Here is an 11,684-nt window from a genome sequence, read left to right as displayed (position 1 = left end):
CGGGGGTGCGGCCGCGGGAGAGGGCGTGGCCGGCGAGGGTGGTGAGGTGCATGGGAGTTGGTGCTTTCAGGCGGTGACGAGGGCGGGGCCGGGGGCGGGGGCGATGTGGGCCCAGACGTACTTGCCGATGCCGCCGGGGCGGTTGGCGCTGCCCCAGCGTTCGGCGAGCCGATCGACGAGGAGCAGGCCTCGGCCGTGTTCGTCGTCGGGGGTCGGGGTGTGGAGGGTGGGGTGGTCGGTGCCGGCGTCGTGGACTTCGATTCGGAGACGGGAGCCGGTGACGGTGAAGCGGACCTCGATGTGGCAGTCGTCGGGGGCGTCGGAGTGCTGGACGGCGTTGGCGAACAACTCGCCGAGCAACAGTTCGGCGGTGTCCGAGTACCGTTCTCCGGCGGGGAGGGCGGAGAGGTAGGCCCGGAGCAAGTACCGGGCCAGCGGCGTGGACTCGATACGGGAGTCGAGGCGCGCGACGAACATGCGGGGGCGACGGTGCGTTTTGAGCATGGGGGTACCTCGGAGGGGGCGGAGGGGGGAGTGCGACAAGAGCGCGCACAATCACTCTGCGCATGCAGATGATTGCGTTCCGGTCTCAATGATCCGGGTCGCAGAGGTACGGTGATGGCCGAAATCGGGTACCACGCACACGCGGTACGTCTGGGGGTCAGGCATGGCACACCGGCGACTCAAGAGCGAAGTGACGGCCAGTTCGGCGCGGATCTTCGGCGAAGAGCTGCGGTTCTACCGGGAGATGGCCGGCTACACGCAGGAGCAGTTGGCGAAGCTGCTGCACTGCACCAGGCCGAACATCACCAGGTACGAGTCCGGCCAGAGGCGCATGTCGCCGGACATGGTCGTGCAGGCGGACCGGTTGCTCGACACAGGCGGATCGCTGAAGCGGCTCTGGGACCGGGTGGACTGGAATGCGGGAGTTGAGCACCCGGATTGGTTCCAGACTCATGCCGATACGGAGGCCGAGGCGGTTGGGGCCCATGTGTTCCAGGCCGACTTCATGCACGGACTGCTTCAGTGCAGGGACTACGCACGAGCGATGTTCGAGGCTGGCGGGACGGATGAACGCCCAGAAGTGATTCAGGAGCGAGTCGCGGCGAGGCTCGCGCGGCAGGAGCGGTTCCTTGCTGAGGGCGGGCCCCAGTTGGTGGTGCTTTTGGACGAAAGCACGATTCGATCGGTGGTCGGTGGACCGAAGGTGATGGCTCGCCAGATGCAACACCTGCTGAACATCGCCCAGCGCGGGAACATCGTCATTCAGGTGGTGCCGTTCACGGCTCGGGCGACGATCATCAAGACCTCGATGGTTCTTCTGGAGATGCCGGACGGGCAGCATTTGGTGTACTCGGAGAGCCTTGACAGAGGCAGTCCCAGCGACGATCCGACCGTCGTTTCCGGGCATCGGCGGCGCTATGATCGGCTGCGTGGCGATGCGCTCACAGCGGGCGATTCGCTCGCGCTGATCGCCGAGGCGCTGGAAGGGTTCAGAGATGATGCAGAACGAGCTCGACGCGGCCGGCTGGCGCAAGAGCAGCTACAGCGGCCCGGACGGCGGCGACTGCATCGAGGTGGCCCCCGGATTCCCCGGCCTCGTCCCCGTGCGTGACTCGAAGAACCCCGGCGGCCCGGCGCTCGTTTTCCCGGCGGCCGCGTGGGGCTCCTTCGTTGCTGCGATCCGTGAGGGCGAGTTCCCTGCATGATGTCGGTCTGGCGCAAGAGTAGTTACAGCGGCGGCAATGGCGGCGACTGCATCGAGGTAGCCCCCGGTCTTCCCGGTGTCGTTCCCGTGCGCGACTCGAAGGACCCTCACGGCCCGGCCCTCGTCTTCCCGGCCGCTGCTTGGGAAGCATTCGTGGCGGCCGTTCAGGACGGCGAGTTCCCGGGCCAAGGCTGACCGGGAACTCGCTACACGGGAAGGACATCGGCCGGGCTCAGGCGCCCAGATGGGTCAGCAGTGTGTCGCCCGACGGGTACGGGAGTTCGGCGGGCAGGAGCTTCCGGGCGTGCTCCAGTTCCCCGGCCCGCACGTGGTCGTGGATCGTGTGCGCGAGTGCGGTGACGTCCTCCACCGAGACGATCCACTCGTCCGCATAACGCTCGGTGGCCTCGCCGGTGAGGCCGAGCTGAAGCGACCGATGGGGCAGCGGCTCCAGATGCAGGCTGCGTTCGGGGTCCCACTGCACGCGGGCCGGCGACCGCCTCAACTCCCGCTTCCAGGTGGCCTGGTCGGGGTGCAGCCCGCGCTTGTAGTGGGACAGGCAACTGTTCTCCAGGGCCCATTCGAAGCCCTCGCGGGTGATCTCGACCGCGAGGACGGTCTCCTGTCCTTCCTTCGTCGCCCATCCGCAGCGGTACATCATCCAGAGGAACGACGGTTTGATCCACGTCATCCGGTCCCTCTTCCACACCGCCGGAAAGCGGCCGTCCCGGGCGGCGGGCAGCCCGATCTCCGGCGAGTACGCCTGGTAGACGGTCACCGTGGAGGGGGTGTGGAGGGCGCGGATCTGATACTTGGGTTCTGGCACGCTGACCAGCCTCGATGCTCCGCGAGCATTGCGCCAGCGGATTTTCCGGGCGGCGTGGGGTTCCCCGGCGCGGGCCGTGGAGCCGCTCCGCTCTCGAAGGTCACACAACTACGGCGCGGGCGATCAGGGTTCCGATGTGGCCGGGCTCGGGAGCGTCGAGAACTCGGACATCCGGGTCCGTGAACCCGGCCGTCAGCAGCAGCCTCTCCGGGTCGGTGAACCAGACCGCCCCGAAGATCGATAAGACGGCGTCGTAAGTCGACCTCGTGGTGACCGCCCCTTGTGAGTGGTCCTTCTCGGAATGCCACGTCAGCGGGCCCTGGGCCTGGCAGGGTGTCGACACCACCTCGGCGATCGTCCGCGCGATCGCCGACCTCCTGGAGAAGGGCCCCGACTCATGAGCACCTCGGACCGGCTTCGCGCCGCCCTGGTGGACGGCCTCGCCGGGGACGACGCGATCGGCGATCCGGCGTGGCGGGCCGCCGCGCTCGCCGTGCCGCGGGAGTTGTTCGTCGGGTCGTTCTTCGTGCCGGTCCCGGGCAGCAGCCCGACCGCGTACCGGCCCGTGCACCGGACCGACCCCGGATGGCTGAGGCAGGTCTACGCGAACGAGACGCTGATCACCCAACTCGACGGTCACGTCCGCCCCGAGGACGTGACCGGGGGCACCGTGACCGGGACGCCGTCGTCGTCCTCCACCCTGCCGTCGCTGGTGCTGGGCATGTGGCAGCAGCTCGATGCCGAAGCCGGGCACCGGGTGCTGGAGATCGGCACCGGCACCGGCTACTCGACCGCCCTCGGGGCCCACCGCCTCGGGGACGCCAACCTGACCAGCATCGAGTACGACCCGCTGGTGGCCGAGCGTGCCGCCGCCGCGATCCGGGCGGCCGGGTTCGCTCCCCGGCTGATCGTCGGCGACGGGCTGGTCGGCGACCCGGACGGCGGCGAGGGCGCGTACGACCGGCTGATCGCCACCTGCGCCGTCCGGTACCTGCCGCCCGGCTGGCTGCACCAGGTGAAGCCCGGCGGCGTCATTCTGGCGACCGTCTCCGGGTGGGGGTTCGGCTTCGGGCTCGTCCGCCTGGTCGTCACGGCCCCCGGCGAGGGAACGGGCCGGTTCATGCCCGGCTGGACCAGCTTCATGATCGCCCGCCCGCACGACCGACCGCCGCGCCAGAGCATCTCCCTGCTCCCGGGGGACGAACGCCCGTCCCGGATCGACCCCGAGGTCATCAGCACCTGGACCGGCAGCTGGGTCGCCCAGCTCGCGGCGCCCTCGGCCGAACGGATGGGGGCCGTTGGGCACCAGATCCTCTGGGACGTGGCCACCGGATCGCAGGCCCGGACCGCGCCCGTTCCCGGCGGCGGGTGGACCGTGGTGCAGCGCGGCCCGCTCCGGCTCTGGGACCAGGTGGAGAGCGCCGTCGAAGCCTGGCAGCGGGCCGGCGAGCCGCACCAGGAGGGCTTCGGCCTCACCGTCTCGCCGACCGGGCAGCGGGTCTGGATCGGAAGCGAGGCCGGACCGGGCTGGAACCTGCCGATCTGAGCCCTCCATCGCGCAGCAGCAGCAGCGGCAGCAGCTCAGGCGCCCAGGCTCCCAGGCGGGCGAGGAGCGTATCGCCCGACGGGCGGGGGCGTTCGGCGGGGAGGCGCGACACCTGGGCTCTGGCGCGGTGACCGGGGATCGAGGCCCGCCATGCCCTGCGCGAGCGGATTCTTCGGCTACTGCCGTCGAGACCTGAAGAAGCCCCACCGGAAAACGATCCGGTGGGGCTTCTTCAGTGCAACGGTAGGGGCGGGGCGGAGTAGGGCCCCTTCTTAACCCCGCTCAGAACCCGTAGGGCGCGGAGCGAACTCCACGTTCTCGAATTCGAAGTCCGCCTGCTCGATCGCCTCCTGCCGCGTGGGATGGCACGTGTCCGTCAGGACTTCCCAGTCCGCAGAGCAGTAGAACAGGTAGTAATCGGACTCTCCGTCGTACCGTGCGATCGCCAGGTGGGAGATCTTCTCGTCGAGGCCGTCGATCGAGTGCCTGGTCCGGCCGGTGGGCCGCTGCGCGTCTCCCACCCGCGCGTACAGCTCGACCGAAGCGCCGTCAAGGACGGCCGGCACAGGTGCACTCATGGCCTGATCTCCACACTCGTGTTCTCGACCACTCGGCCGTTCTCGACCGCCTCGAAGTGGATGTGATGGCTCTTCGACGTGGTCTCGTGCTTTCCGTAACGAACTATACGACTGCCATCACTTGACACGTACCGGCCGACTCCCTCTTCCCGGTACCCGGCCCCGAGCCAACGCTCGGCAAGGTCCATGGCCTGGTCCTGATTGATCGTTCCGCCGTGATACTCCGGAGCACGTCCACGCGGGGTGGCCGCTACCTGGGAGGAGTTGGCGGTGAAGCAGTTCGGTCCGGAATTGTGAACCAGTACCGGCGTGTTCCCTGCCAGCACGTAGTACGTGTGCAGGTCCCGCACCGTCAGGTTGTGGGCGGGCTGGACCAGGTGGAAGTGTCGGACCCGGGCCAGGGCGACGACCGTGCCGTCGGAGCTGCGGACGGTGTCGTCCGCGGTCAGGTCCCCGGCGTTGACCCAGGCGTCCCGGTTGACGCTCCAGAACGGGTGGTGGTCGGTCGCGGTGACCTCGCCCCGGCCGTCGGCGAGGAGGAGCGTGGTGAAGTCGGCGTCGTCCGGGGTCACCATGGTGGCGTCGACCTCGCGAGCGGCCGTCTTCCCGGTCTCCGGGTCGGTGGCGAGGACGAGGTCCCCGACCTTCAACTGCTCGATGGGCTTGGTCGTCCCGTCCGCCATCCGCACCGCGACGCCCGCCGGGAAGCTGTCGCAGGACATGGCGATCCGGTTGCCCGGTGCGGGCTTCTCGGCGGCGGCGGCCGGCTTGGGCTTGGCCGAGTTGTTGAACTTGGCGAGGCCCTTGCCGAGGGCTCCGGCGCCGACGCCTATCTCGCCCGGGCCGAACATGGCGATGTTCTCGAACTGCCAGTTCTTGAGCTGGTCCCAGAGCTCGTTGTAGATCGGGGACTTCTGGCATTCCTTGATCATGTGGCAGGCGTTCAGCGCTGCCGCCACGTAGTCGTGGGCGTCGGAGTCCGGGTCCTCTCCGAAGCGGTGACGCTGCTTCTGGAGGATCTTCAGGTTCTTGTTGGTCTGCTGGATCAGCTTGTTGAAGTCCGTCTTGCCGGTGGTGATCTGCACTCCGCCGGGAAGGACCGACTTCACGCTCTTGACGGTCTCGACGACCCAGTCGCCGCCGTTGACCGGCATCCAGTAGTCCTGGACGAGCTGGCCCTCGGGGGTGCGGCACTGGGCCGTACCGCCGCAGGTGCCGTCGGGCCGCAGCCCGGACGGGTCGCTGAGGGTGAGCGGGTTGTTGTTGCTGTACGTGTAGCCCGCCAGCGACTGCGGGTCGGTGCCGGCCAGGACCGGGTCCACGCTGATGAACCGGCCGGTGGCCGGGTCGTAGTCGCGGGCCCCGAGGTGGGTGAGGCCGGTGGGCTCGGCCGTGCCGCCGAGGAAGCCCCGGGTGCCGGCCCAGGTGGCGGGGGTGGTGCCGCGGCTGCCGCCGAAGGGCAGCGAGCGGCGCTGGTCCACGGCGCCGGTGGCGGCGTCGACGCCGATCTCGGCAGTGCCGTGGTGGTCGTTGACCTGGAAGGTCAGGCGGTTGTCGTCGGTACGGACCGCGGTGGCCGAGCCGAGCGGGTAGTAGCGGGTGGCGGTGGCCTTGGCGGCGCCCTTGACCAGCTTCAGCTCGACGCGGTCGAGGTAGAGGGTCCAGCTCTCGGCCGCCGGCTGGGCGGTGTCGAGGGTGTGGCCCAGCAGACGGTTGCCGACAGCGTCGTAGAGGTAGTCGGTGGTCTGGTTGGTCGTCGCGGTGGTACTGCCGTTGGTGGTCTGGACGGTCGCGGCGAGTCGGCCGACTCGACCCTCGGAGTCCCAGGTCAGGGCCTGGTCGCTGGTCTGGTTGCCGGACGGCGACTTGAGGTGCCGACCGGTGGTGTTGCCCGCGGTGTCGTAGTCGTAGCTCTCCACGACCGGAGCGCCGACCGTGCCGGTGACCGTGGAGGTGGAGCTCAGGCTGTGCGGTCGGGCCGCGGTGGCGGCGGGGTAGGTGTAGGTGGTGGTGGCGTCCTGGCCGGTGTTGCCGGTGGTGTCGTGCCGGGTCTCGGTGGCACGGGTGCCGTTGGTGTTGTAGGTCCAGCTGGTCCAGTACGGGGCGGGGCCGCCGAGCTGGGTGCCGCCGGGGGCCGTGCAGCCGCCGGTGCCGGGGGTGTAGGCCTCGGTGAGGCGGGCCAGGGAGTCGTAGCGGAAGCACTGCCGGTCGGTGCCGGAGCGCGAGGTGTCGGTGACCGAGGTGACGTTGCCGGCCTGGTCGTAGGTGTAGGCGGCGGCGCGGGTCGCGCCGGTGACGCCGTACTGGTCGGTGCGGCTGGACGCGAGGCGCTGGGTGCCCCACTCGTAGCCGTTGGTGATGTACACGTCCTTGCCGGCGGTGCCGTTGCTGAGCGTGGACTGCAGCGGCTTGCCGGTGAGGCTGTAGGTCTGGTTGGTGAGGTACTTCGTCAGGCCCTCGGCGGCCGTGGGCCGGTGCAGCGCGTCGTAGGTGAACGCCACCGACTCGGCCGCCAGGTTCCCGGCGGCCGGGTACGCGATCGACTTGGCCTGCCCGTCGAGGCGGTAGATGGTGCCGCTGATGTAGCTGCCTGCCAGGGCTTCCTGGCCGGGGACGGACGGGATGGTGACCGTGGTGCGGGTGGGCCGGGCGAGGGTGTCGAACAGCGAGTAGGTGGTCTTGTACTGGTAGGTGGTGCCGCCGACCGTGCTGTAGCGGGTGCTGGACGACAGTTGGCCCTTGTTGCCGGCCGGGTCCCACGCCCGGGAGGTCAGCAGCGGGCCGGTCGCCGAGCCGTCGCGCGTCTCGATCGGCCGGGAGAGGTTGTCGTAGGCGGTGGCGACGGTCTTGCCGCCGCCGTCGGTGGTGCCGGTCAGCTCGCCGCGGTCGTTGTACGTGCTGGTGGTGGTACCGGAGTCCGGGTCGACCGCCTTGGTCCGCCGGCCGAGCTGGTCGTACTGCCAGGTCCAGACACTGCCCGCCGGGCCGGTGAGCCTGGAGAGGTTGCCGGCCGGGTCGTAGCCGTAGGTGGTGGAGTCGTAGGCGCCGGTGGGCGCGGCGGACTTGTACTGGCGCAGCTCGACAGCCCGGCCGACCGCGTCGAAGACGGTCGTGGTGGGGGTGCCGCCGGTGGGCGGGGTGACGGTGACCCGGTCGCCGCCGTACTCGGTGAGCGTGGTGGCCAGCGGGGTGCCGACGCCGTTGCCCGAGAGCGCGGTGGTCCTGACGACCCGCCCGAGGCCGTCGTACTCCGTTGCCGCCTGGGTCTCCAGGCCTGCGGTGTCGTCGATGTTGCGCAGCGTGCCGGAGGGCGCGCCGGTGGCGTAGTACGGGGAGTAGGCGAGCGCCGTCTGACCGCGCTCGTCGTAGAAGGTGTCCGCGATGACGCGGCCGCCGTTGTCGCCCGGGGCCTGGCCCTGCCGGAAGCGGCCGAGGCCGTCGTACAGGGTGTAGGCGGTCTGCTGGGAGCCGTCCTCGTTGAGGGTCTTGCCCGCGACGGAGACGATCTGGTTGTCGGCGACCGTGTAGGCGTACTCCTGGTCGGGGGTCTGCCCGGTGGCCTTGGAGCGGTCGGGCAGCCAGACCTTCAGGGTGCGGCCGAGGGCGTCGTAGAGCGTGTCGGTGCGGCGGTTGTTGGCGTCGATCGTGTCGACGGCCAGGCCGCGCAGCAGGTCGTAGTCGGTGGTGGTGGTCTGCGTGGTGGTGGTGTCGCCGGCCTTGGCGGGCGGGGTGGTCTCCACCGACTTGCTGGGCCGGCCGGTGGCCGGGGTGTAGGCGGTGGTGCTGGTCCGGGCGTTCGGCGAGGCCGTGGTGACCGGGTTGGTGGCGCCGCTGAGGTCGTAGACCGTGCTGGAGGCCAGCTCGGTGCTGCTCAGCGGACGGCCGTAGCCGTCGTAGGTGGCGGCGTGGTCCAGGTAGGTGGCGCTGTTGCCGGTGCGGGACTTGAGCGTCTGGATGAGGGTGATGTCGCCCTTGGCGGGTGCGGCGCCGAAGCCCTGGCCGTCGAACCGGTAGCGGATGTCCGAGAGCACCGCCGAGGTGCCGTCGGCCCGGGTGTCCCGGTTGACGTCGGTGGCGCAGTTCGCGGCGACCACCTCGACACGGGTGGCGCTCCTGAGGATCCAGGTGCCGGTGTTGTCGGCGTACGTGGTGCGGGTGCAGGTGTCGTCGTCGGGGACCGCGACGTCACCCTGGTTCTCGACCGAGGTGACCCGGCCGTAGCCGTCGCGGGTGTTGTTGGTACGGGTCTCGCGCCAGTTGCTGCCCGCGCCCTTGTCGAGCGAGGTGAAGGTGCGGGTGACCGTGGTGCCGGTGATGTTGGCGGTGGTGGTGCCCCAGTCGCGGACGCGCTTGGCGGTCTCCTGCTTCCACGGCGTGTTGACGTTCTTGCCGAGGATCACGCCGCCGGGCTTGTCGTACTGCTCGGTGCGGTACTCGTAGCCGGCCCACGCCTGGTCGTCGGTCAGGACGGTGCCCTGCCCGTCGTCGACGGTGACGCTGCGCTTGCCGTTCTTGTCAGCGGGGTTGTTGCGGTCCTGGTCCATGCCGCGCAGGAACCAGTGGTCCGCCTGCGTCGTCATGCCGGTGACGCCACCGGTCTCGACCCGGGTGCGGGCGTAGCCGCGCCACTGGGACCAGGTCTTGAGCTTGTCCTTGGTCAGGCCGTCCTCGTCGTCGAAGTGCCAGGCGGCGTCGCCGAGGTAGGTGTAGCGGGTGACCATGTCGGGTGCGCCGCCGGTGCGGTCGGTGGCGATGACCGCGTCGACGACGTACTTGTTGAACCACTCCGTGGTGACCGGGGTCTCGTCGGAGGCCTGGTACATCTGCGGGAAGCAGCGGGTGGTGTTGGACTGCGGGGTGGGCAGGTTGTTCCAGTCGCAGGCCGCGGCCGAGTAGTTGACGTCGATCTGGCCGCCGAGTTCGTCGGTGACGGTGCCGAGCCGCTGCTTGATGAACGGCATCCGGCCGTCGCCGACCTTGTCGAGCCGGTTGGCCATCTGCTTGTAGGCGAGGGTGGTCTTCGGCAGGGCGACGGACGGGGCGGCGGAGGACCCGGTGTGCTTGATCGAGTCCAGCAGCAGCTGGTAGTCGAAGTCGGCGGTGCCCCACTTGTGGGTCAGGTCCCAGGTGTCGACGGTGGCGTAACTGCCGTCGGCCTGCAGGGTCTTGGCCGCGATCTGGGTGAGGCGGGTGCGGGTGAAGAAGGTCGGCGAGTACTGCGTGGTGCAGTCGGTGCCGTCCTTGCAGTTCTGGTCCCACGGGGTGTCGTACCAGTACTGCCGGTTGGCGTCGATCTTCGCCGGGTCGCACACGCCCGCGCCGGTCTCCAGGCAGCGTTCGGCGGTGCCGAAGTCGACCCGGCCCATCGGCTTGACGCCGGCCGAGTACAGGTCGCCCTGCTGCTGGCCGTACTCGATGTGGTCCAGGCGCCCGCCGCGCACGTACGAGGTGCGGTCGGTGGCCTTGAGGTTGCGGCCGTAGTTGTTGGTCTCGGGGGTGTACCAGTAGGTGATGTCGTTGCCGTGGGCGTCGACCACCAGGTCCAGGTTCCACCGCCAGCCCTGCTGGCACCACGAGGACGCGAAGTCGGCGCCGTTGCACGGCTCGCCCGCGTTGTTGCCGTAGACCGGCACGGTGTAGACGGACTTGGTCTCCGGCTTGCCCGCCGACCAGTTCGGCAGGCGGTTGTAGCCGAAGTAGTAGCTGGTGCCGTCGGTGGTGGTGGCGCGGAAGTACTCGCCGTCGTTGTCGCCGTTGCCGCGGCCGGTGTCGCGGACGCGCACGACCTTGGTGGCGTCGTCGTTCTTGATCCGCCACTCGTCGCCGGAGACCGGGATCAGCTCACCCGAGTGCCCCGCGAAGCTGATGGTGGCGTTGTCCGTGCCCCAGCACAGGTCACCGGGGCTGGACTTCCCGGTCTTGGGCGCCCCGTCGTCGGCGCAGGCCTTGTAGCTGCGCTCGACGAAGCCCGGCGACAGGTCGAAGCCGTCACCGGCCCAGGAGGCCTGGTTGTTGCTGTTGGCCGTGCGGCCGTCGATCGCACCGGAGTTGTAGGACAGGCCGACCTTCGGGGTCAGCCCGCCCGGCATCGCCGTGAGCGGCATGTCGTAGGACCAGGTGAACGCGCCGCTGTTCAGCGCCGTGGACCAGGAGGACGCGCTCGACAGCGGCGTCGCCCTGTAGTCGCCGCTCGGTCCGGCGCTGCCGGTGGTGGCCGCGAGCACCATCGCCCCCGGCGCGGACTGCAGGCGCATCGACCCGGCCGGGGCCGTGGTCAGGGCGTCGGCGGCGACGGTCTGCTTCGCCACGTCGTTGCCGCCCGGCAGCGGGGTCTGCACCCGGCATTCGGGCAGGTCGGGCGTGGTGAGCGCGCACTCGGGCAGGCGGACCAGCTTCAGGCGCGAGCCGAAGCCGGAGCCGGCGGCCTGGGCGAAGGACGAGTAGTCGACGGCCAGGCCGCTGTTCTCGTCGGCGCCCGTGACGGTCAGCAGGACGCCGTTGACGCCGGCCCTGGCGGCGGCGTCCTGGCCGAGCAGCTCGACCTTGGCCTTGCCCGCCGCGCCCGAGGACGAGAGCGCGACCGGCAGCTTGCCGGCCTTGACGGCCTTGCCCTTCTCGCCGGGCACGTCGACGGTGGCGCTGCCCGCGCCGGGCAGGGCGCCCTGCTTGCCGTCCGTCCTGCTGACGGTGGTGTCGGCCTTGCGGCCCCTGGCCTTGGCGTCGGAGCCCTTGACGGGCTTCTCGGGTGAGACCGCGGACGGCTTGGTGTACGGTTCCGCGGCCGCCGCGACGGCGGCCAGCGGCAGTGCCGGCAGCAGCGACCCGACCAGGGTGCCCGCGATGATCGCGGACATTCTGGTGCGGGTCGGCCGCGGCACCGACCTCTTCCTGCTCATGGGTGGGACAACTCCTCTGGGAGAAAACGGGTGTGACGGACCGCGGGGGGGGGGGGGGGGGAGGGGACAGACCCGGGAAAAGAGGGGGGGAGGAGGGACCATCGTGGGGGTTTTTGTCTGGATTTTTTTT

General features: G+C 70.0%; 8 protein-coding genes. 4 read left to right on the top strand and 4 right to left on the bottom strand.

The genetic code is table 11. From position 1 onward, the window contains the following. Positions 1-66: 66 nt before the first annotated feature. On the bottom strand, positions 67-477 hold the full coding sequence (locus tag ACFVGO_RS26865; RefSeq protein ID WP_380634501.1) for an ATP-binding protein: 411 nt from the start codon (positions 475-477) through the stop codon (positions 67-69). A 190-nt stretch (positions 478-667) separates the two neighbouring features. Here ACFVGO_RS26865 and ACFVGO_RS26860 point away from each other — a divergent pair, with 190 nt between their 5' ends. Genes ACFVGO_RS26860 through ACFVGO_RS26850 form a run of 3 tightly spaced genes read left to right on the top strand, consistent with a single transcriptional unit; the run spans position 668 to position 1,903 of the window. Beyond that, complete coding sequence (locus tag ACFVGO_RS26860; protein WP_380356166.1) at positions 668-1,615, top strand: helix-turn-helix domain-containing protein; 948 nt, start codon at positions 668-670, stop codon at positions 1,613-1,615. Next, a complete protein-coding gene (locus ACFVGO_RS26855) occupies positions 1,578-1,709 on the top strand; it encodes a DUF397 domain-containing protein (protein WP_380356165.1) in 132 nt (43 codons plus the stop codon). The genes ACFVGO_RS26860 and ACFVGO_RS26855 overlap by 38 nt, the downstream gene beginning before the upstream one ends. After that, a complete protein-coding gene (locus ACFVGO_RS26850) occupies positions 1,706-1,903 on the top strand; it encodes a DUF397 domain-containing protein (RefSeq protein WP_380634498.1) in 198 nt (65 codons plus the stop codon). Before ACFVGO_RS26855 ends, ACFVGO_RS26850 begins: the two co-directional genes overlap by 4 nt. 37 nt (positions 1,904-1,940) lie before the next feature. On the opposite strand, the gene ACFVGO_RS26845 is transcribed toward ACFVGO_RS26850, so the two are convergent. Beyond that, a complete protein-coding gene (locus ACFVGO_RS26845) occupies positions 1,941-2,534 on the bottom strand; it encodes a DUF4291 domain-containing protein (RefSeq protein ID WP_380634496.1) in 594 nt (197 codons plus the stop codon). A 397-nt stretch (positions 2,535-2,931) separates the two neighbouring features. Between ACFVGO_RS26845 and tgmC the strand changes: the two genes are divergently transcribed. Continuing rightward, the gene (gene tgmC / locus ACFVGO_RS26840; RefSeq protein WP_380634494.1) at positions 2,932-4,080 is read left to right on the top strand and encodes an ATP-grasp peptide maturase system methyltransferase; all 1,149 of its coding nucleotides are present in this window, start codon (positions 2,932-2,934) and stop codon (positions 4,078-4,080) included. A 272-nt stretch (positions 4,081-4,352) separates the two neighbouring features. On the opposite strand, the gene ACFVGO_RS26835 is transcribed toward tgmC, so the two are convergent. After that, entirely contained in the window at positions 4,353-4,658 is a 306-nt protein-coding gene (locus tag ACFVGO_RS26835) for a hypothetical protein (RefSeq protein WP_359906728.1), read from the bottom strand. Beyond that, positions 4,655-11,554: a polymorphic toxin-type HINT domain-containing protein gene (locus ACFVGO_RS26830; RefSeq protein ID WP_380634492.1), complete on the bottom strand. Its 6,900-nt coding sequence runs from the start codon at positions 11,552-11,554 to the stop codon at positions 4,655-4,657. Before ACFVGO_RS26830 ends, ACFVGO_RS26835 begins: the two co-directional genes overlap by 4 nt. Positions 11,555-11,684: the final 130 nt, after the last annotated feature.

This window comes from Kitasatospora sp. NPDC057738 (genome assembly GCF_042798815.1).
In the GTDB taxonomy this organism is placed as follows: Bacteria; Actinomycetota; Actinomycetes; order Streptomycetales; family Streptomycetaceae; genus Kitasatospora; species Kitasatospora lactacystinica.
The sequence above is the reverse complement of the archived record's forward strand: the minus strand, read 5'-3'. Positions and strand labels throughout refer to the sequence as shown.

Bases quoted from the DNA above. Each gene is read 5' to 3' on its own strand.
- ACFVGO_RS26850 (WP_380634498.1), top strand. From the start codon at position 1,706: ATGATGTCGGTCTGGCGCAAGAGTAGTTACAGCGGCGGCAATGGCGGC.
- ACFVGO_RS26830 (WP_380634492.1), bottom strand. From the start codon at position 11,554: ATGAGCAGGAAGAGGTCGGTGCCGCGGCCGACCCGCACCAGAATGTCC.
- ACFVGO_RS26835 (WP_359906728.1), bottom strand. From the start codon at position 4,658: ATGAGTGCACCTGTGCCGGCCGTCCTTGACGGCGCTTCGGTCGAGCTG.
- ACFVGO_RS26865 (WP_380634501.1), bottom strand. From the start codon at position 477: ATGTTCGTCGCGCGCCTCGACTCCCGTATCGAGTCCACGCCGCTGGCC.
- ACFVGO_RS26860 (WP_380356166.1), top strand. From the start codon at position 668: ATGGCACACCGGCGACTCAAGAGCGAAGTGACGGCCAGTTCGGCGCGG.
- tgmC (WP_380634494.1), top strand. From the start codon at position 2,932: ATGAGCACCTCGGACCGGCTTCGCGCCGCCCTGGTGGACGGCCTCGCC.